This is a genomic window from Streptococcus sp. Marseille-Q5619 (genome assembly GCF_946901205.1).
GTDB lineage: Bacteria > Bacillota > Bacilli > Lactobacillales > Streptococcaceae > Streptococcus.
Window position 1 is genome coordinate 178183 of record NZ_CAMPPO010000007.1, and the last position, 20839, is coordinate 199021.

Consider the following 20839-nt stretch of genomic DNA (forward strand, 5'->3'; position numbering starts at 1 on the left):
TTTTTTTGATAAAATCATACAGTATGCCCTTGGGCACAAAGTATGAACTGGGACTGTTTTTCCCAGCTTCGGAGGTAAAAAATGTCAGATTCACCAATCAAATATCGTTTGATTAAGAAAGAAAAACACACAGGAGCTCGTCTGGGAGAAATCATCACTCCTCACGGCACCTTCCCGACGCCTATGTTTATGCCAGTTGGGACTCAAGCCACTGTCAAAACTCAGTCACCTGAAGAATTGAAGGAGATGGGTTCAGGGATTATCCTATCAAACACCTATCATCTCTGGCTTCGCCCTGGAGATGAACTCATTGCTCGCGCAGGTGGTCTCCACAAGTTCATGAATTGGGACCAGCCTATCTTGACAGATAGTGGTGGTTTTCAGGTTTATTCTCTAGCAGATAGTCGCAATATCACAGAAGAAGGAGTAACCTTTAAAAACCATCTCAATGGTTCTAAGATGTTCCTATCGCCAGAAAAAGCCATCTCTATTCAGAATAATTTGGGTTCAGACATCATGATGTCCTTTGACGAATGTCCTCAGTTTTATCAGCCTTATGACTACGTTAAGAAATCAATCGAGCGTACCAGTCGTTGGGCTGAGCGTGGTTTGAAGGCTCATCGTCGTCCGCATGACCAAGGATTGTTTGGGATTGTGCAGGGGGCAGGATTTGAAGATCTTCGCCGCCAATCGGCTCATGACCTTGTCAGCATGGACTTCCCAGGCTATTCTATCGGTGGTTTGGCAGTGGGAGAAACCCACGAGGAGATGAATGCGGTCTTGGACTTCACAACCCAACTGCTTCCTGAAAATAAACCTCGCTATTTGATGGGTGTGGGAGCACCAGATAGTTTGATTGATGGGGTGATTCGTGGTGTAGATATGTTTGACTGTGTCTTGCCAACTCGTATCGCTCGTAACGGGACTTGTATGACCAGTCAGGGACGTTTGGTTGTAAAAAATGCTCAGTTTGCTGAGGACTTTACACCACTGGATCCTGAGTGTGATTGCTACACATGTAAGAACTATACACGCGCCTACCTTCGTCACCTGCTCAAGGCCGATGAAACCTTTGGTATCCGCTTGACTAGCTACCATAATCTTTACTTCTTGCTTAACCTGATGAAGCAAGTGCGACAAGCCATCATGGATGACAATCTCTTGGAATTCCGTGAGTATTTTATTGAAAAATATGGCTATAATAAGTCAGGGCGTAATTTCTAAAACGGAATAGATATAAGCTAAAAATCCTAAGTTTTCTCTTGGGATTTTTCTTCTTTTTTTGATAGAATAAAGTGTATAATGAAAGGAAGAATAAACTCGTATGCGCATTAAATGGTTTTCCTTGATTAGGATTACAGGTTTACTTTTGGTACTCTTGTATCATTTCTTTCAGACTATCTTTCCTGGAGGATTTTTCGGGGTAGATGTCTTTTTCACATTTTCAGGTTTCCTGATTACGGCTCTACTCATCGAAGAATTTTCTAAAAACCATGAGATTGATTTGGTTGGATTTTTTAGGAGACGCTTTTATCGGATTGTGCCACCTGTGGTTTTGATGGTCTTAGTAACCATGCCCTTTACCCTCCTAGTTCGCCAAGACTATGTGGCTGGAATTGGAGGTCAGATTGCGGGTGTCTTAGGCTTTATGACCAACTTCTATGAACTCCTAACAGGTGGGAGTTATGAATCTCAGTTCATTCCTCATTTGTTTGTTCATAATTGGAGTTTGGCCGTTGAGGTTCACTACTATATTCTTTGGGGATTGGCAGTTTGGTTCTTATCTAAACAGTCCAAATCAAATGGTCAGTTGAGGGGAATGGTTTTTCTCTTATCAGCTGCTGCCTTCTTAATTAGCTTCTTCTCCATGTTTATTGGTAGTTTTCTAGTAACCTCTTATTCCTCTGTTTACTTCTCCAGTTTAACTCATGTCTATCCATTCTTTTTGGGAAGTATCCTAGCAACGATTGTAGGCGTTCGTCAGACAACTTCTTTAGTTAAGCAGTTGGATAAAATCTGGGATTTACGAAAGACCCTGTTGATTTTTGCAGGAGGTTTTGGCTTCCTACTCATTTTGACCTTCTTTGTCAAATTTACTTATCTCTTTGCCTATCTTATAGGCTTCTTGCTTGCCAGTCTTGCAGCCCTTGCTATGATTTTAGCGGCGCGTGTTTTACATGAAAAGACTCCTAATATACAGGAGCCGAAGATGATTAGCTTTTTAGCGGATACTAGCTATGCAGTTTATCTCTTCCATTGGCCTTTCTACATTATTTTCTCACAGTTGACCTCAAATCTTTTTGCTGTGTTACTGACTTTGATTTTTTCTTATGGATTCGCCAGCCTATCATTTTATGTGTTGGAACCTTGGATTGCAGGAAAGGACACACCTATTATACAAATCCTTCGTCCCCTGCCTTATATTCACGCAATTCTTGCGACAAGTACAGGAATCTTGGCCTTCATTGTCCTCTTAGTGACTTTGTTGGCACCACAAGTGGGAGCGTTTGAGACAGACTTAACTGTCAATGGTTTGAAGCAAGCTGCAACAAATATTAGCCAGACCAAGATGATGACAGAACGGGCAGATGCAAATAGTTTGGGGATTGCTGATGGCACTATGTTAATTGGTGACTCGGTGGCCTTAAGGGCAAATACAGCCCTGCAGACAGCCCTTCCTGGAGCACAGATTAACGCACAAGTCAGCAGAACAACCAAGACCGCCAATGAAATCATGCTAAATAATAGCCAGAATAAATTTTTACCTAAGATGGTGGTCATTGCAACAGGGGTAAATAATCCTGAAAATTACAAGGAAGATTGGGATAGTATCGTAAAAAATCTTCCTAAGGGCCACCATATGGTTTTGGTGACTCCTTATGAAGGAGATAAGACAAAAGAGACCTATGCAATCGTTGAGAAGGCGGCTGCCTATATGAGAGAATTGGCAGAGAAGACTCCTTATATCACCATTGCTGATTGGAATCAAGTTGCTAAGGAACATCCAGAGATCTGGACAGGAACAGACCAAGTCCATTTCGGAAGTGACACTAGCAAAATTGAAGCCGGAGCTAAATTGTATGCAGATACCATTGCTGCAGCCTTGCAAACAGCTCAAGACAAACCAGTCAAATCAAAATAACGTATATTTAAAAGAGAAGAGTTGGAGAAATCCAGCTCTTTTAAAATATCTCTAGAAAATAGGTCTATACCATTTACAAATGAATCAGAAAGGTTTATAATGTAATTGACATAATAAATATCAAAAGTAATCTTTTAAGGAGGTCATTATTATGCCTAATTACGTTAAAGCGGATCAGTTTTTCTATCCATTTGGCATTCGTCGCGGTGGGTACCTAGAACTTGTTGATGGCAAATTTGGGAAACATGTGGATCAAATTCCTGAAGGAGCAGAGGTTCTTGACTATACTGGTTATAGCATTGCACCAGGTCTTGTGGATACTCATATTCATGGATATGCAGGTGTAGATGTGATGGACAACAACATTGAAGGTACATTGCATACTATGAGTGAAGGACTTCTTAGTACCGGTGTTACCAGTTTCTTGCCCACAACTTTAACAGCCACTTATGAGCAATTGCTTGCAGTCACTGAAAATCTTGGAAACCATTATAAAGAAGCAACAGGTGCTAAGATTCGTGGGATTTATTATGAAGGTCCATATTTCACAGAAACTTTTAAGGGGGCACAAAATCCGACTTATATGAGAGATCCGGGTGTTGAGGAGTTTCATTCTTGGCAAGATGCTGCAAAAGGGATGCTAAATAAAATCGCTATTGCACCAGAACGTGATGGGGTGGAAGATTTTGTACGTACTATTACAGGTGAAGGTGTGACAGTTGCACTTGGACACTCAGATGCGACATTTGAACAAGCTAAGAAGGCAGTTGATGCTGGAGCTAGTGTATGGGTACATGCCTATAATGGGATGCGTGGTTTAACACACCGCGAACTAGGTATGGTAGGAGCTATGTATGAGCTCCCACATACTTACGCAGAATTGATTTGTGATGGTTATCACGTAGATCCAAAAGCTTGTGAGATTTTACTTAAGCAAAAGGGGACAGAAAACATCGCTCTTATTACGGACTGTATGACAGCTGGTGGGCTTGAAGACGGTGACTATATGTTGGGAGAATTCCCTGTTATAGTAGCAAATGGAACTGCACGTCTCAAATCTACTGGTAATTTGGCAGGTTCTATCCTCAAACTTAAAGATGGTATGAGAAATGTAGTCGAGTGGGGTATTGCTAATCCGCATGAAGCGGTCATGATGGCTAGCCTTAACCCAGCAAAATCCGTTCACATCGATGACGTCTGTGGCCAAATCCGTGAAGGCTACGACGCTGACTTTATCGTACTAGATAAAGATTTGGAATTGGTAGCAACCTACCTAGATGGTGTGAAACGTTATCAAGCATAAGAGAGAAAGCAGAAGTTAGAGATTAGCTTCTGCTTTTTTATCTATATTGCTTTACCGGTAAATAAAAAAGTTAAAAAAATCACAAAAAAACTTGAAGAAACAAATGAAAAGGCTTATAATTATATTATAAATAGTACAAATAAAAAAACGGAGGAATGCTTTATGAAAGCCTATACTTATGTTAAACCAGGACTTGCTTCTTTTGTTGACGTAGACAAACCAGTTATTCGCAAGCCAACTGACGCTATTGTGCGTATCGTAAAAACCACTATTTGTGGAACAGACCTCCATATTATCAAAGGGGATGTTCCCGCTTGCCAAAGTGGTACCATTCTTGGTCACGAAGGGATTGGGATTGTGGAAGAAGTTGGGGAAGGAGTTTCTAACTTCAAAAAAGGCGATAAGGTCTTGATTTCTTGTGTCTGTGCCTGTGGTAAATGCTACTACTGTAAAAAAGGAATTTATGCCCACTGTGAAGACGAAGGGGGCTGGATTTTTGGTCACTTGATTGATGGTATGCAGGCTGAGTATCTACGTGTCCCTCATGCAGATAACACTCTTTACCACACTCCAGAAGACTTGTCAGATGAAGCCTTGGTTATGCTATCAGACATTCTACCTACTGGATATGAAATTGGTGTCTTAAAAGGGAAAGTAGAACCTGGTTGCAGCGTAGCCATTATTGGTTCAGGACCTGTTGGATTGGCTGCTCTTTTGACAGCCCAATTCTATTCACCAGCTAAATTGATTATGGTGGACTTAGACGATAACCGCTTGGAAACTGCTGTATCATTTGGTGCGACTCATAAAGTTAATTCTTCAGACCCTGAAAAAGCCATTAAAGAAATTTATGATTTGACAGATGGTCGTGGTGTAGATGTTGCTATCGAAGCTGTTGGTATTCCTGCAACATTTGATTTCTGTCAAAAGATTATCGGTGTAGACGGAACAGTTGCCAACTGTGGTGTGCATGGTAAACCAGTTGAATTTGATTTGGACAAGCTTTGGATTCGCAACATCAATGTAACAACTGGTTTGGTATCTACAAATACAACTCCACAATTGTTGAAAGCTCTTGAAAGTCATAAGATTGAACCAGAAAAATTGGTAACTCACTATTTCAAACTAAGTGAAATTGAAAAAGCCTATGAAGTTTTCAGTAAGGCAGCAGACCACCATGCAATTAAGGTCATTATCGAAAACGATATTTCAGAAGCTTAAGTAGTAAAAACATTTTGGAACATAAGCACATAGAAATTCAGTCATCCATCAGATGGCTGGATTTTTTATCAAGAAATTAAGAAATGAGCATATTTCTTTCCTTGTTTAGCGGAATTGGTTATAATATACGGTACAAAGGAATGAATGAATATGTATCGTGTTATAGAAATGTACGGAGATTTTGAACCGTGGTGGTTCTTAGAAGGTTGGGAAGAAGATATTGTAGCTAGTAAGAAATTTGACCAGTATTATGATGCTCTCAAATACTACAAAACTTGCTGGTTTAAATTAGAACAAGAATCCCCTCTTTATAAAAGCAGAAGTGACTTGATGACCATTTTTTGGGATCCGGAAGACCAACGCTGGTGTGATGAATGTGATGAGTATTTACAACAATACCATTCTTTGGCTCTTTTGCAGGATGAGCAGGTTATCCCAGATGAAAAACTACGCCCAGGCTATGAAAAACAAACAGGTAAGGAAAGGCACCGTTCTTGCCGTATGAAATTAAAATAGAGAAAAAGTAACTTTTTTGGAGTTGCTTTTTTTATTTTTCCAAATCTTTGCGAATAGTATAGGTGAGGAGGTAAGTATGGTTCAAGAAATTGCACAAGAAATCATTCGTTCGGCTCGGAAAAAAGGGGCACAAGACATTTATTTTGTCCCTAAGTTAGACGCCTATGAGCTTTATATGAGGATAGGAGACAAGCGCTGTAAAATCGGTTGTTATGATTTCGAAAAATTTGCGGCTGTTATCAGTCACTTTAAGTTTGTGGCGGGTATGAATGTTGGAGAAAAGCGACGTAGCCAACTGGGTTCCTGTGATTATGCCTATGACCAGAAGATGGCGTCTCTACGTCTATCTACTGTAGGCGATTATCGAGGGCAGGAGAGTTTAGTTATTCGCTTGTTGCATGATGAGGAGCAGGATTTGCATTTTTGGTTTCAGGATATTGATGAACTGGGCAAGCAGTACAGGCAACGTGGTCTCTATCTCTTTGCTGGTCCAGTCGGTAGTGGCAAGACAACCTTGATGCATGAATTGGCTAAATCTCTCTTTAAAGGACAGCAAGTCATGTCCATTGAAGATCCTGTCGAAATCAAGCAGGAGGACATGCTCCAGTTGCAGTTGAATGAGGCGATTGGACTAACCTATGAAAATCTAATCAAACTTTCTTTGCGTCATCGTCCTGACCTCTTGATTATCGGAGAAATTCGAGACAGCGAAACGGCGCGTGCAGTGGTCAGAGCTAGTTTGACAGGGGCGACAGTCTTTTCAACCATTCACGCCAAGAGTATTCGAGGTGTTTATGAGCGCCTGTTGGAGTTGGGTGTGAGTGAGGAGGAATTGGCAGTCGTTCTGCAAGGAGTCTGCTACCAGAGATTAATCGGGGGGGGAGGAATCGTTGACTTTGCCAACAAAGACTATCAAGAACACCAGCCAACTAGCTGGAATGAACAGATTGACCAGCTTCTTAAAGATGGACATATCACAAGTCTTCAGGCTGAAACGGAAAAAATTAGCTACAGCTAAGCAAAAAAATATCATCACCTTGTTTAACAATCTCTTTTCCAGCGGTTTTCATCTGGTGGAGACCATCTCCTTTTTAGATAGGAGTGCCTTGTTGGACAAGCAGTGTGTGACCCAGATGCGTACAGGCTTGTCTCAGGGAAAATCATTCTCAGAAATGATGGAAAGTTTGGGTTTTTCAAGTGCCATTGTCACTCAGTTATCCCTAGCGGAAGTCCATGGAAATCTCCACCTGAGTTTGGGAAAGATAGAAGAATATCTAGACAATCTGGCCAAGGTAAAGAAAAAATTAATTGAAGTAGCGACCTATCCCTTGATTTTGCTGGGTTTTCTTCTCTTAATTATGCTGGGACTACGGAACTATCTACTACCACAACTGGATAGCAGCAATATTGCCACCCAAATTATCGGAAATCTGCCACAAATCTTTCTAGGAATGGTAGGGTTTGTTTCAGTAGGTGTCCTTTTAGCACTCACTTTTTATAAAAGAAGTTCTAAGATGCGTGTCTTTTCTATCTTAGCACGCCTTCCCTTACTTGGAATCTTTGTGCAGACTTATTTGACAGCCTATTATGCGCGTGAGTGGGGGAATATGATTTCGCAGGGAATGGAGTTGACGCAGATTTTTCAGATGATGCAGGAACAAGGTTCCCAGCTCTTTAAAGAAATCGGTCAAGATTTGGCTCATGCTCTCCAAAATGGTCGAGAATTTTCTCAAACTATAGGAACCTATCCTTTCTTTAGGAAGGAATTGAGTCTCATCATCGAGTATGGGGAAGTCAAGTCCAAGCTGGGTAGTGAGTTGGAAATCTATGCTGAAAAAACTTGGGAAGCCTTTTTTACCCGAGTCAACCGCACCATGAATTTGGTGCAGCCACTGGTCTTTATCTTTGTGGCTCTGATTATCGTTTTACTTTATGCGGCAATGCTCATGCCCATGTATCACAATATGGAGGTAAATTTTTAAAATGAAAAAAATGATGACATTCTTGAAAAAAGTGAAAGTGAAGGCTTTCACACTTGTGGAAATGTTGGTGGTCTTGCTCATCATCAGCGTGCTTCTCTTGCTCTTTGTACCTAATCTGACCAAACAAAAAGAAGCAGTCAACGACAAAGGAAAAGCTGCTGTTGTTAAGGTGGTGGAAAGCCAGGCAGAGCTTTATAGCTTGGATAAAAATGAAGATGCTAGCCTAAGCAAGTTACAAGCAGATGGGCGAATCACAGAAGAACAGGCTAAAGCTTATAAAGAATACCATGCTAAACAAAATACCAGTCAAACCGTTGCAGATTAAGGCCTTTACCATGCTGGAAAGTCTCTTGGTTTTGGGACTTGTGAGTATCGTAGCCTTGGGCTTGTCAGGCTCTGTTCAGTCCACTTTTGCAGCGGTAGAGGAGCAGATTTTCTTTATGGAGTTTGAAGAACTCTATCGGGAAACCCAAAAACGCAGTGTAGCTAGTCAGCAAAAGACTAGTCTAAACTTAGATGGGCAGACAATCAGTAATGGCAGTCAAAAGTTGACAGTTCCTAAAGGAATTCAGGCACCATCGGGACAAAGTATCACATTTGACCGAGCTGGGGGCAATTCGTCCCTGGCTAAGGTTGAATTTCAGACCAGTAAAGGAGCGATTCGCTATCAATTATATCTAGGAAATGGAAAAATTAAACGCATTAAGGAAACAAAAAATTAGGGCAGTGATTTTACTGGAAGCAGTAGTCGCTCTAGCTATCTTTGCCAGCATTGCAACCCTCCTTTTGGGACAAATTCAGAAAAATAGACAAGAAGAAGCAAAAATCTTGCAAAAGGAAGAAGTCTTGCGTGTAGCTAAGATGGCCCTGCAGACAGGTCAAAATCAGGTAAACATAAATGGAGTTGAGATTCAGGTGTTTTCTAGTGAAAAGGGATTGGAGGTTTATCATGGTTCAGAACAGTTGTTGGCTATCAAAGAGCCATAAGGTCAAGGCTTTTACCCTGTTGGAATCCCTGATTGCCCTCATTGTCATCAGTGGAAGCTTACTCCTCTTTCAAGCCATGAGTCAGCTCCTCATTTCAGAAGTTCGCTACCAGCAGCAAAGCGAACAAAAAGAGTGGCTCTTGTTTGTGGACCAGTTGGAGGCAGAATTAGACCGTTCGCAGTTCGAAAAAGTGGAGGGCAATCGCCTCTATATGAAGCAAGATGGCAAGGAAATTGCGATAGGTAAGTCAAAATCGGATGATTTTCGAAAAACTGATGCCAGTGGACGGGGTTATCAGCCTATGGTTTATGGACTCAAATCTGCGCAGATTACAGAGGAGAATCAACTGATTCGCTTTCGTTTCCAGTTCCAAAAAGGTTTAGAAAGGGAGTTCATCTATCGTGTGGAAAAAGAAAAAAGTTAAGGCAGGTGTTCTCCTCTATGCAGTCACCATGGCAGCCATCTTTAGTCTTTTGTTACAATTTTACTTGAACCGACAAGTCGCCCACTATCAAGACTATGCTTTAAATAAAGAAAAACTGATTGCTTTTGCCATGGCCAAACGAACCAAGGATAAAGCCGAGCAAGAAAGTGGGGAACAGGTTTTTAATCTAGGTCAGGTAAGCTATCAAAACAAGAAAACAAGCTTGGTGACAAGGGTTCGTACGCCTAAGAGACAATATGAATTCATCTTTCCTTCAGTCAAAATCAAAGAAGAGAAAAAGGATAAAAAGGAAGAGGTAGCGACCGATTCAAGCGAAAAAGCGGAGAAGAAAAAATCAGAAGAGAAGCCTGAAAAGAAAGAGAATTCCTAGCTAATCAAGCTACTTTGTGCTAAACTAAAAATATGAAACATGATTTTAACAACAAAGCAGAAACTTTTGATTCCCCTAAAAATATCTTCCTTGCAAACTTGGTTTGTCAAGCAGTCGAGAAACAGATTGATCTTCTATCAGACAAAGAAATTTTGGATTTCGGTGGTGGCACGGGTCTATTAGCCTTGCCTCTGGCCAAACAAACCCAATTTGTAACACTGGTGGATATTTCTGAGAAAATGCTGGAGCAAGCTCGTTTGAAAGCGGAGCAGCAAGACATCAAGAATATCCAGTTTTTGGAGCAAGATTTACTGAAAAACCCCTTGGAGCAGCAATTTGACCTCATTGTTGTTTGTCGGGTTCTTCATCATATGCCTGATTTGGATGCGGCTCTCTCACTGTTTCATCAACATTTGAAGGAAGATGGACAACTCCTCGTTGCTGATTTTATCAAGACAGAAGCTAACCATCATGGATTTGATTTAGCTGAACTGGAAAACAGGCTAATTGAGCATGGTTTTTCATCTGTGCATAGTCAGATCCTCTATAGCGCTGAAGACCTGTTTCAAGGAAATTATTCAGAACTCTTTTTTACAGTAGCCCAAAAATCACTCGCCTAGTCAGGGAGTGATTTTTCTATAAGGATGGAAAAAAGAAGGGAAATTTGATAAGATAGGAATATGGATTTTGAAAAAATTGAACAAGCTTATACGTATTTACTAGAGAATGTCCAAGTCATTCAAAGTGATTTGGCGACCAACTTTTATGACGCCTTGGTGGAGCAAAATAGCATCTATCTGGACGGTGAAACTGAGCTAGAGCAGGTCAAAGGGAACAATCAAGCTCTTAAGCGTTTAGCGCTTCGCAAAGAAGAATGGCTCAAGACCTACCAATTTCTCTTGATGAAGGCTGGGCAAACAGAACCCTTGCAGGCAAATCACCAGTTTACACCAGATGCTATGGCTTTACTTTTGGTGTTTATTGTGGAAGAGTTGTTTAAAGAGGAAGAAATCACTATCCTCGAAATGGGTTCTGGCATGGGAATTCTGGGCGCTACTTTCTTGACCTCGCTTGATAAAAAGGTGGATTACTTGGGAATGGAAGTGGATGATTTGCTGATTGATTTGGCAGCAAGCATGGCAGATGTAATTGGTTTGCAGGCTGGCTTTGTCCAAGGAGATGCCGTTCGTCCACAAATGCTCAAAGAAAGTGATGTGGTCATCAGCGACTTGCCTGTTGGCTATTATCCTGATGATGCCGTTGCGTCGCGCCATCAAGTTGCTTCTAGTCAAGAACATACTTACGCCCATCACTTGCTCATGGAACAAGGGCTTAAGTACCTCAAGTCAGAGGGATATGCTATTTTTCTCGCTCCGAGTGATTTGTTGACCAGCCCTCAAAGTGATTTGTTGAAAGGCTGGTTGAAAGAGGAGGCAAGTCTGGTTGCTATCATCAGTCTGCCTGAAAATCTCTTTGCTAATGCCAACCAATCTAAGACTATTTTTATCTTACAGAAGAAAAATGAAATAGCAGTAGAGCCTTTTGTTTATCCACTTGCTAGCTTGCAAGATGCAAGTGTTTTAATGAAATTTAAAGAAAATTTTCAAAAATGGACTCAAGGTACTGAAATATAAAATAGATTTTGTTATAATAGTTAAAAACGCTTAAAAGAGGTAATTGATAATGACAAAAACAATCGCAATCAATGCAGGAAGTTCAAGTTTGAAATGGCAATTATACTTAATGCCAGAAGAAAAAGTATTGGCGAAAGGTTTGATTGAACGTATCGGTTTGAAAGATTCAATTTCAACTGTAAAATTTGATGGCCGTTCTGAACAACAAATTTTGGATATCGAAAATCACACACAAGCTGTTAAAATCTTATTGGATGACTTGATTCGTTTCGATATTATCAAGGCTTATGACGAGATTACTGGTGTTGGACACCGTGTTGTGGCTGGTGGAGAATATTTCAAAGAATCAACAGTCGTTGAGGGAGATGTTTTAGAAAAAGTTGAAGAGTTGAGCTTGTTGGCTCCTCTCCACAATCCAGCCAATGCTGCAGGTGTTCGTGCCTTCAAGGAATTGTTGCCAGACATTACCAGTGTAGTTGTTTTTGATACTTCATTCCACACAAGTATGCCAGAGAAAGCTTATCGCTACCCTCTACCAACAAAATATTACACAGAAAACAAGGTTCGTAAATATGGTGCCCACGGTACAAGTCACCAGTTTGTAGCAGGAGAAGCTGCAAAACTCTTGGGACGTCCATTAGAAGACTTGAAATTGATTACTTGCCACATCGGTAATGGTGCTTCTATTACAGCTGTTAAGGGTGGTCAATCTGTCGATACTTCAATGGGCTTCACTCCACTGGGTGGTGTGATGATGGGAACTCGTACAGGGGATATTGACCCAGCTATCATTCCTTACTTAATGCAGTATACAGAGGACTTTAACACGCCTGAAGAAATTAGTCGCATCCTTAATCGTGAATCAGGGCTTATGGGTGTCTCAGGCAAATCTAGTGATATGCGTGATGTGATTGCTGCTATGGAAGAAGGGGACCACGATGCCACTTTGGCTTATGAAATGTATGTTGACCGTATCCAAAAACATATCGGTCAATACCTTGCAGTCTTAAATGGAGCAGATGCTATTATCTTTACAGCGGGTGTAGGAGAAAATGCAACCGATGTACGTGAAGATGTCATCTCAGGTATCTCTTGGTTTGGCTGTGATGTTGACCCAGAAAAGAACGTCTTTGGTGTGACAGGAGACATCTCAACAGAGGCAGCGAAGATCCGTGTATTGGTTATTCCAACTGATGAAGAATTGGTCATTGCCCGTGACGTTGAACGTTTGAAAAAATAACTAAAATTAGAAAAAATATTCCGTACAAGGAGTTGGGAAAGAGATTTTTCCAGCTTCTTTTTCTGATGAAATTGTGCAAAACCTTGCTATGATTGGCTTTTTTGAAAAATATGGTATAATAGTAGTAATTTAATAGATGGAGTTGAGTTTTGAAGAAAAACTTTCGTGTAAAAAGAGAGAAAGATTTTAAGGCGATTTTCAAGGAGGGGACAAGTTTTGCCAATCGCAAATTTGTTGTCTACCAACTAGAAAACCAGAAAAACCATTTTCGAGTAGGTCTATCAGTTAGCAAAAAACTGGGGAATGCCGTCACTAGAAATCAAATTAAGCGACGGATTCGGCATATTATCCAGAATGCAAAAGGGAGTCTGGTAGAAGATGTCGACTTTGTTGTCATTGCTCGAAAAGGGGTTGAAACCTTGGAATACGCAGAGATGGAGAAAAATCTACTCCATGTATTAAAATTATCAAAGATTTACCGGGAAGGAAATGGGAGTGAAAAAGAAACTAAAGTTGACTAGTTTGCTAGGACTGTCTCTGTTAATCATGACAGCCTGTGCGACTAATGGGGCAACTAGTGATATTACAGCCGATTCGGCTGATTTTTGGAGTAAATTTGTTTACTCCTTTGCGGAAATCATTCGCTTTTTATCGTTTGATATCAGTATCGGAGTGGGGATTATTCTCTTTACGGTCTTGATTCGTACAGTGCTCTTGCCAGTCTTCCAAGTGCAAATGGTGGCTTCTAGGAAAATGCAGGAAGCTCAGCCACGCATTAAGGCGCTTCGAGAACAATATCCAGGTCGAGATATGGAAAGCAGAACCAAGCTAGAGCAGGAAATGCGTAAAGTCTTTAAAGAAATGGGTGTCAGACAGTCAGATTCTCTTTGGCCGATTTTGATTCAGATGCCGGTTATTTTAGCCTTGTTCCAAGCTCTATCAAGAGTTGACTTTTTGAAGACAGGTCATTTCTTATGGATTAACCTTGGTGGTGTAGATACAACCCTTGTTCTTCCGATTTTAGCAGCAGTATTCACCTTTTTAAGTACTTGGTTGTCCAACAAAGCCTTGTCTGAGCGTAATGGCGCTACGACGGCGATGATGTATGGGATTCCAGTCTTGATTTTTATCTTTGCAGTTTATGCGCCAGGTGGAGTCGCCCTATACTGGACAGTGTCCAATGCTTACCAAGTCTTGCAAACCTATTTCTTGAACAATCCATTCAAGATTATCGCAGAACGTGAGGCGGTAGTACAGGCACAGAAAGATTTGGAAAATAGAAAAAGAAAAGCCAAGAAAAAGGCTCAGAAAACGAAATAATAAGGAGGAATCTGGTAATGGTAGTATTTACAGGTTCAACTGTTGAAGAAGCAATCCAAAAAGGATTGAAAGAATTAGATATTCCAAGGAAGAAGGCACATATTAAAGTCATTTCTCGTGAGAAAAAAGGCTTTCTTGGTTTATTTGGTAAAAAACCAGCCCAAGTGGATATTGAAGCGATTAGTGAAACGACTGTTGTAAAAGCAAACCAACAAGCTGTAAAGGGAGTTCCAAAACAAATCAATGATTTGAATGAGCCTGTTAAAACAGTCAGTGAAGCAACTGTTGATTTGGGGCATGTTGTAGAAGCAATTAAAAAGATTGAAGAGGGAGGCCAAGGTATTTCTGATGAAGTCAAGGCTGAAATCTTAAAACATGAAAGACATGCCAGCACTATCTTAGAAGAAACTGGTCACATTGAGATTTTAAATGAGCTTCAAATCGAGGAAGCGATGAGGGAAGAAGCGGGCGCTGATGACCTTGAAACTGAGCAAGACCAAACTGAAAATCAAGACTTGACAGAGATGGGCTTGAAAGTTGAACCGAGCTTTGATATTGCCCAGGTGGCTACGGATGTGACTGCCTATGTTCAAGCAATTGTGGATGACATGGATGTTGAAGCCACACTTTCAAATGATTATAACCGTCGTAGTATCAATTTGCAAATTGACACTAACGAACCAGGTCGTATTATCGGCTACCACGGTAAAGTCTTGAAGGCCTTGCAGCTGTTGGCTCAAAATTATCTTTATAACCGCTATTCAAGAACCTTCTACATTACTATCAATGTCAATGATTATGTTGAACACCGTGCAGAAGTCTTGCAGACCTATGCGCAAAAATTGGCGATTCGTGTTTTAGAAGAAGGTCGCAGTCATCAAACGGATCCAATGTCAAATAGCGAACGCAAGATTATCCACCGTATTATTTCACGTATGGATGGCGTGACCAGTTACTCTGAAGGTGACGAGCCAAATCGCTATGTCGTTGTAGATACAGAATAAGTAAAATCAGGCTTGACCTGATTTTTTGCTAGCTAGAGGAGATGAAACTAATGTTGAATAAGATAAGAGATTATTTAGACTTTGCTGGTTTGCAGTACCGTAATCCTGATAAAGCAGGAGCAGAGCGAGAGAAAATGCTGGAATTGCGCCACAAAGGCCAAGAGGCTCGAAAGGCTTTTACAGAGCTAGCCAAAGCCTTTCAAGCAAGTCATCCAGAATGGCAACTCCAACAGACTAGCCAGTGGATGAATCAAGCGCAACGTTTGCGACCACATTTCTGGGTCTATCTACAGAGAGACGGACAAGTAACAGAGCCTATGCTAGCCTTACGTTTGTACGGGAATCCTTCTGATTTTGGTATTTCCTTAGAGGTCAGTTTCATCGAACGTAAGAAGGATGATCGAACTTTAGACAAGCAGACCAAAGTTTTAGAACTTCCAACCGTTGAAGGGATTTATTATCTAGCTTACTCTGATGGTCAAAGTCAAAGATGGGAGGCTACTGAGGAAAATCGACAAGTGTTAAGAGAAAAACTATCCCATCAGGAAGTTCGCAAAGTTTTAGTGAAGGCAGATGTTCCTGTGACTGCCAATTCATCTGAAGAGGAAATCGTAGAAGGTCTATTGAAATCTTATGCTAAAATTCTTCCCTATTATCTAGCTACGAGAAAATTAGATAATCCGTAAAATATCGTAAATCATACAGTCCAAGAGTGAACAGTCCGCTGTGTAATTCTTGGTCTTTTTGTTTCCGCTTTCAAAGTATATAATAAACTTACAAAAACAATTCAAAAGGAGAACAATTATGGAAGTTGTTTCAAGTGTTCTAAATTGGTTTTCTAGCAATATTTTGCAGAATCCCGCATTTTTCGTAGGTTTATTGGTGCTAATAGGATATGCACTTTTGAAAAAACCTGCTCATGACGTTTTCTCAGGTTTCGTTAAAGCAACAGTAGGGTATATGTTGCTCAACGTGGGTGCTGGTGGCTTGGTTACAACCTTCCGCCCAATCTTGGCAGCTCTTAACTACAAATTCCAAATTGGTGCAGCGGTTATCGACCCTTACTTTGGACTTGCTGCAGCAAACAACAAAATTGCGGCAGAGTTTCCAGATTTTGTTGGAACTGCAACTACAGCTCTATTGATTGGTTTTGGAATAAATATCTTGCTTGTGGCTCTTCGCAAGATTACGAAGGTAAGAACCCTCTTTATTACTGGTCACATCATGGTCCAACAAGCTGCGACTGTATCTCTTATGGTTCTATTCTTAGTCCCACAATTGCGTAATGCTTATGGTACAGCAGCTATCGGTATCATCTGTGGTCTTTACTGGGCAGTTAGTTCAAATATGACTGTTGAAGCAACTCAACGCTTGACTGGTGGTGGCGGATTTGCGATTGGTCACCAACAACAGTTTGCAATCTGGTTTGTAGATAAAGTAGCAGGACGTTTTGGTAAGAAAGAAGAAAGTCTAGACAATCTTAAATTACCTAAGTTCCTCTCAATCTTCCACGATACAGTTGTTGCATCTGCCACTTTGATGCTCGTTTTCTTTGGAGCCATTCTTTTAATCTTGGGTCCAGACATTATGTCTAATAAAGAAGTCATCACTTCAGGAACTCTATTCAATCCTGCTAAACAAGATTTCTTTATGTACATTATCCAAACAGCCTTCACCTTCTCAGTTTACTTGTTCGTTTTGATGCAAGGTGTTCGCATGTTCGTATCTGAGTTGACAAATGCCTTCCAAGGTATTTCAAACAAATTGTTGCCAGGTTCATTCCCAGCAGTCGACGTTGCAGCTTCTTATGGATTTGGTTCTCCAAATGCTGTCTTGTCTGGATTTGCCTTTGGTTTGATTGGTCAATTGATTACAATTGTCTTGCTCATCGTCTTTAAAAACCCTATCCTTATTATTACAGGATTTGTACCAGTGTTCTTTGATAATGCAGCAATTGCAGTTTACGCTGATAAGCGTGGTGGTTGGAAAGCAGCCGTTATCTTATCCTTCATCTCAGGTGTCCTCCAAGTTGCTTTAGGAGCTCTCTGTGTAGCCCTTCTCGACTTAGCATCTTACGGTGGGTACCATGGAAATATCGACTTTGAGTTCCCATGGCTTGGATTTGGATACATCTTTAAATATCTCGGCATTGTCGGTTATGTACTTGTATGTCTCTTCTTGCTTGTCATTCCTCAACTTCAATTTGCTAAAGCAAAAGATAAGGCAAAATACTACAATGGTGAAGTACAAGAAGAAGCATAATTTTTAGAAAAGGAGAAAGTAAAATGGTTAAAGTATTAGCAGCATGTGGAAATGGTATGGGTTCATCTATGGTGATCAAAATGAAAGTGGAGAATGCCCTGCGTAAACTAGATCAAATTGATTTTACAGTCAATTCCTGCAGTGTTGGTGAAGCAAAAAGTTTGGCAGCAGGTTATGATATTGTAATTGCATCCCTTCATTTAATTCACGAATTGGATGGACGGACAGATGGCAAATTAATTGGCTTGGATAATTTGATGGATGATAGAGAAATTACTGAAAAGCTGAGTCTAGCACTGGAGTAGCAGATTGGGGAGGAAACATCCTCCCTTGTTTATATAAGGAGGTAAATATGAATTTAAAACAAGCATTGATTGAAAACGATTCGATTAGACTAGGATTAGAGGCTACGGACTGGAAAGAAGCAGTCAAGGTAGCGGTAGCTCCCTTGATTGAAAGTGGGGCGATTTTGCCAGAGTATTACGATGCTATTATTGAATCGACTGAAGAGTATGGGCCTTACTATATCTTGATGCCAGGTATGGCTATGCCCCATGCTAGACCAGAGGCAGGAGTACAGCGAGACGCCTTTTCACTTATCACTTTGAAACAACCAGTTGTCTTTTCGGATGGAAAAGAAGTATCTGTCTTATTAGCTTTGGCCGCTACAAGTTCAAAGATTCACACAAGTGTAGCTATTCCACAGATTATTGCCTTATTTGAATTGGAAGATTCTATTGCACGTTTACAAGCTTGTCAGACCAAGGAAGATGTCTTGGCTATGATTGAAGAATCGAAAAATAGTCCCTATCTTGAAGGGTTGGATTTGGAAAGTTAGAAAGAGGGATATAGAGATGACAAAAAGAATACCAAATTTACAAGTTGCATTAGATCATTCAGACTTACAAGGAGCGATTAAGGCAGCAGTTTCTGTTGGTCACGAAGTAGACATTATTGAGGCTGGAACAGTTTGCTTACTTCAAGTCGGAAGTGAATTGGTTGAAGTTTTGCGTAGTCTTTTTCCAGATAAGGTTATTGTGGCAGACACCAAATGTGCCGATGCTGGGGGAACAGTTGCCAAGAACAATGCGGTTCGTGGAGCAGACTGGATGACTTGTATCTGTTGTGCAACCATTCCTACAATGGAAGCTGCTCTGAAAGCCATTCAAGCTGAACGAGGCGATAGAGGTGAAATCCAGGTTGAACTATATGGAGACTGGACTTTTGAACAGGCGCAGCTCTGGCTGGATGCGGGGATTTCTCAAGCAATCTACCACCAATCTCGTGATGCGCTACTTGCTGGTGAAACTTGGGGTGAAAAAGATCTTAACAAGGTGAAAAAACTCATTGACATGGGCTTCCGGGTATCTGTTACAGGAGGGCTGAACGTGGATACACTCAAACTTTTTGAAGGAGTGGATGTCTTTACCTTTATCGCAGGGCGCGGAATTACAGAGGCCGCTGATCCAGCAGGAGCAGCGCGTGCCTTCAAGGATCAAATCAAACAAATTTGGGGGTAAGCCATGGCGCGTCCAATTGGAATTTATGAAAAGGCAATGCCGAGGCACTTCACCTGGCTGGAACGTTTGAATTTTGCCAAGGACTTAGGCTTTGACTTTGTTGAAATGTCCATTGATGAACGTGATGAGCGTTTAGCAAGGCTTGACTGGAGCAAGGAAGAACGCTTGGAGATTGTCAAAGCCATCTATGAAACGGGTGTTCGGATTCCTTCTATCTGTTTCTCAGGTCATCGTCGCTACCCATTGGGGTCAAATGATCCAGCCCTAGAGGAAAAATCTCTGGAACTCATGAAAAAATGTATCGAATTAGCCCAGGATTTGGGTGTTCGTACCATTCAGTTAGCTGGTTACGACGTTTACTATGAGGAAAAGTCTCCTCAGACACGCCAACGTTTTATCAAAAATTTGAGGCAGGCTTGTGATTGGGCAGAAGAAGCTCAGGTGGTGCTAGCTATTGAAATTATGGATGATCCCTTTATTAATAGTATTGAAAAATACTTGGCTGTAGAGAAAGAGATTGATTCACCCTATCTCTTTGTTTACCCAGATATTGGTAATGTGTCTGCATGGCATAATGATGTCTATAGTGAGTTCTATCTAGGTCACCATGCTATCGCAGCTCTCCATCTTAAGGATACTTATGCAGTGACAGAAAGCTCAAAAGGTCAATTCCGCGATGTCCCTTTTGGACAAGGTTGTGTCAATTGGGAAGAAGCCTTTGATATTTTAAGGAAGACCAATTATAATGGTCCTTTCCTGATCGAAATGTGGTCTGAAAATTGTGAAACGGTAGAAGAAACACGCGCAGCCATTCAAGAGGCGCAAGCCTTTCTCTACCCACTTATAAAGAAAGCAGGTTTGATGTAAGATGAATCAAGTAATGAATGCTATGCGGAAACGAGTCTGTGATGCCAATCAATCCTTGCCAAAGCATGGACTGGTTAAATTCACCTGGGGCAATGTGTCTGAAGTCAATCGCGAACTTGGGGTCATTGTTATTAAACCATCAGGTGTGGACTATGATAAGCTGACACCTGAAAGTATGGTAGTGACTGACCTAGATGGAAAGGTTCTAGAAGGTGATTTACGACCCTCTTCTGACCTTCCGACTCATGTGCAGTTATATAAAGCATGGCCAGAGATTGGTAGTGTAGTCCACACGCATTCGACAGAAGCCGTTGGTTGGGCCCAGGCTGGGCGTGATATTCCTTTCTATGGGACAACCCATGCAGACTATTTCTATGGTCCAATTCCCTGTGCCCGTAGTTTGACCAAGGATGAGGTGGAAAGGTCCTATGAAAAAGACACCGGTTTGGTCATCATAGAAGAGTTTGAACGTCGAGGTCTTAATCCGGTCGAAGTTCCAGGAATTGTCGTACGCAATCACGGTCCATTCACTTGGGGTAAAAATCCAGAGAATGCCGTCTATCACTCTGTTGTACTAGAGGAAGTGTCTAAGATGAATCGCTTCACAGAACAGATCAATCCAAGAGTTGAACCTGCTCCACAGTACATCCTGGAAAAACATTATCAACGCAAGCATGGGCCAAATGCTTATTACGGTCAAAAGTAAGAACAATGGAAGGAGGATGGGAAGAGAATTCTAGCTCCTCCTTTTTGTATTCAAACGATAGGGCAGATAAACTAGTCAAGGGCTAAAGATGAGGTTTGGTAATACTCAATGAAAATCAAAGAGCAAACTAGGAAGCTAGCTATAGATAGCTCAAAGCCCTGCTTTGAGGCTGCAGATAAGACTGATAGAGTCAGCTCAAAACCCTGCTTTGAGGTTGTGTATAAGACTGACCAAGTCAGTAACAGATACCTAGGGCAAGGCGACGCTGACCTGGTTTACAGAGTATAAGAGTATAAAAGAAGTTTTTTAAGAAGTGTTGA

The 20839-nt window shown here is 41.1% G+C and carries 26 protein-coding genes; all 26 read left to right on the forward strand.

From position 1 onward, the window contains the following. The first annotated feature begins 81 nt into the window (after positions 1-81). The gene (gene tgt / locus OC530_RS09640) at positions 82-1224 is read left to right on the forward strand and encodes a tRNA guanosine(34) transglycosylase Tgt (RefSeq protein WP_020903627.1); all 1143 of its coding nucleotides are present in this window, start codon (positions 82-84) and stop codon (positions 1222-1224) included. Positions 1225-1324: 100 nt separating this feature from the next. Further along, positions 1325-3142, forward strand: coding sequence for an acyltransferase family protein (locus tag OC530_RS09645; protein WP_262081166.1), 1818 nt, complete (start codon positions 1325-1327; stop codon positions 3140-3142). A 151-nt stretch (positions 3143-3293) separates the two neighbouring features. Beyond that, the gene (gene nagA / locus OC530_RS09650) at positions 3294-4445 is read left to right on the forward strand and encodes an N-acetylglucosamine-6-phosphate deacetylase (protein WP_262081167.1); all 1152 of its coding nucleotides are present in this window, start codon (positions 3294-3296) and stop codon (positions 4443-4445) included. A 162-nt stretch (positions 4446-4607) separates the two neighbouring features. Beyond that, entirely contained in the window at positions 4608-5666 is a 1059-nt protein-coding gene (locus tag OC530_RS09655) for a zinc-dependent alcohol dehydrogenase family protein (RefSeq protein ID WP_000649461.1), read from the forward strand. A gap of 150 nt (positions 5667-5816) precedes the next feature. After that, positions 5817-6182 (forward strand): DUF1033 family protein, encoded by a 366-nt coding sequence (locus OC530_RS09660; protein WP_045606653.1) that lies wholly within the window; start codon positions 5817-5819, stop codon positions 6180-6182. Between the two features lie 76 nt (positions 6183-6258). Further along, positions 6259-7200, forward strand: coding sequence for a competence type IV pilus ATPase ComGA (gene comGA / locus OC530_RS09665; RefSeq protein ID WP_262081168.1), 942 nt, complete (start codon positions 6259-6261; stop codon positions 7198-7200). Further along, complete coding sequence (comGB, locus tag OC530_RS09670) at positions 7148-8164, forward strand: competence type IV pilus assembly protein ComGB (protein WP_262081190.1); 1017 nt, start codon at positions 7148-7150, stop codon at positions 8162-8164. The genes comGA and comGB overlap by 53 nt, the downstream gene beginning before the upstream one ends. A gap of 1 nt (position 8165) precedes the next feature. Further along, positions 8166-8489 (forward strand): comG operon protein ComGC, encoded by a 324-nt coding sequence (comGC, locus tag OC530_RS09675; protein ID WP_112445359.1) that lies wholly within the window; start codon positions 8166-8168, stop codon positions 8487-8489. Further along, positions 8452-8886, forward strand: coding sequence for a competence type IV pilus minor pilin ComGD (gene comGD, locus OC530_RS09680; protein WP_173214457.1), 435 nt, complete (start codon positions 8452-8454; stop codon positions 8884-8886). The genes comGC and comGD overlap by 38 nt, the downstream gene beginning before the upstream one ends. After that, positions 8849-9151, forward strand: coding sequence for a competence type IV pilus minor pilin ComGE (comGE, locus tag OC530_RS09685; protein WP_000413380.1), 303 nt, complete (start codon positions 8849-8851; stop codon positions 9149-9151). Before comGD ends, comGE begins: the two co-directional genes overlap by 38 nt. After that, positions 9114-9575, forward strand: a complete 462-nt coding sequence (comGF, locus tag OC530_RS09690) for a competence type IV pilus minor pilin ComGF (protein WP_173229674.1) — start codon at positions 9114-9116, stop codon at positions 9573-9575. The genes comGE and comGF overlap by 38 nt, the downstream gene beginning before the upstream one ends. Continuing rightward, positions 9553-9966 carry a competence type IV pilus minor pilin ComGG gene (gene comGG / locus OC530_RS09695; protein ID WP_262081169.1) on the forward strand — a complete coding sequence of 138 codons (414 nt, stop codon included), beginning with the start codon at positions 9553-9555 and terminating at the stop codon, positions 9964-9966. The genes comGF and comGG overlap by 23 nt, the downstream gene beginning before the upstream one ends. A gap of 32 nt (positions 9967-9998) precedes the next feature. After that, complete coding sequence (locus tag OC530_RS09700; protein ID WP_262081170.1) at positions 9999-10586, forward strand: class I SAM-dependent methyltransferase; 588 nt, start codon at positions 9999-10001, stop codon at positions 10584-10586. Positions 10587-10646: 60 nt separating this feature from the next. Then, complete coding sequence (locus OC530_RS09705) at positions 10647-11600, forward strand: class I SAM-dependent methyltransferase (protein WP_262081171.1); 954 nt, start codon at positions 10647-10649, stop codon at positions 11598-11600. 49 nt (positions 11601-11649) lie between these two features. Continuing rightward, a complete protein-coding gene (locus OC530_RS09710; RefSeq protein WP_262081172.1) occupies positions 11650-12840 on the forward strand; it encodes an acetate kinase in 1191 nt (396 codons plus the stop codon). 149 nt (positions 12841-12989) lie between these two features. Further along, a complete protein-coding gene (rnpA, locus tag OC530_RS09715) occupies positions 12990-13361 on the forward strand; it encodes a ribonuclease P protein component (RefSeq protein ID WP_112445373.1) in 372 nt (123 codons plus the stop codon). Then, a complete protein-coding gene (locus OC530_RS09720) occupies positions 13336-14160 on the forward strand; it encodes a membrane protein insertase YidC (protein WP_262081173.1) in 825 nt (274 codons plus the stop codon). The genes rnpA and OC530_RS09720 overlap by 26 nt, the downstream gene beginning before the upstream one ends. A 17-nt stretch (positions 14161-14177) precedes the next feature. After that, entirely contained in the window at positions 14178-15164 is a 987-nt protein-coding gene (jag, locus tag OC530_RS09725; RefSeq protein WP_262081174.1) for an RNA-binding cell elongation regulator Jag/EloR, read from the forward strand. Positions 15165-15214: 50 nt separating this feature from the next. Beyond that, positions 15215-15850: a ribonuclease P gene (locus tag OC530_RS09730; RefSeq protein WP_262081175.1), complete on the forward strand. Its 636-nt coding sequence runs from the start codon at positions 15215-15217 to the stop codon at positions 15848-15850. A 118-nt stretch (positions 15851-15968) separates the two neighbouring features. After that, on the forward strand, positions 15969-17426 hold the full coding sequence (locus tag OC530_RS09735) for a PTS ascorbate transporter subunit IIC (protein ID WP_262081176.1): 1458 nt from the start codon (positions 15969-15971) through the stop codon (positions 17424-17426). A 23-nt stretch (positions 17427-17449) separates the two neighbouring features. Further along, positions 17450-17731, forward strand: a complete 282-nt coding sequence (locus OC530_RS09740; protein ID WP_173262322.1) for a PTS sugar transporter subunit IIB — start codon at positions 17450-17452, stop codon at positions 17729-17731. A 47-nt stretch (positions 17732-17778) separates the two neighbouring features. Next, positions 17779-18264 (forward strand): PTS sugar transporter subunit IIA, encoded by a 486-nt coding sequence (locus OC530_RS09745; RefSeq protein WP_262081177.1) that lies wholly within the window; start codon positions 17779-17781, stop codon positions 18262-18264. Positions 18265-18280: 16 nt separating this feature from the next. After that, positions 18281-18946 carry a 3-keto-L-gulonate-6-phosphate decarboxylase UlaD gene (locus tag OC530_RS09750; RefSeq protein WP_262081178.1) on the forward strand — a complete coding sequence of 222 codons (666 nt, stop codon included), beginning with the start codon at positions 18281-18283 and terminating at the stop codon, positions 18944-18946. A 3-nt stretch (positions 18947-18949) separates the two neighbouring features. After that, positions 18950-19813 (forward strand): L-ribulose-5-phosphate 3-epimerase, encoded by an 864-nt coding sequence (locus OC530_RS09755; RefSeq protein ID WP_262081179.1) that lies wholly within the window; start codon positions 18950-18952, stop codon positions 19811-19813. A gap of 1 nt (position 19814) precedes the next feature. After that, entirely contained in the window at positions 19815-20519 is a 705-nt protein-coding gene (locus OC530_RS09760; protein ID WP_262081180.1) for an L-ribulose-5-phosphate 4-epimerase, read from the forward strand. Positions 20520-20627: 108 nt separating this feature from the next. After that, positions 20628-20807, forward strand: a complete 180-nt coding sequence (locus OC530_RS09765) for a hypothetical protein (RefSeq protein ID WP_262081181.1) — start codon at positions 20628-20630, stop codon at positions 20805-20807. Positions 20808-20839: the final 32 nt, after the last annotated feature.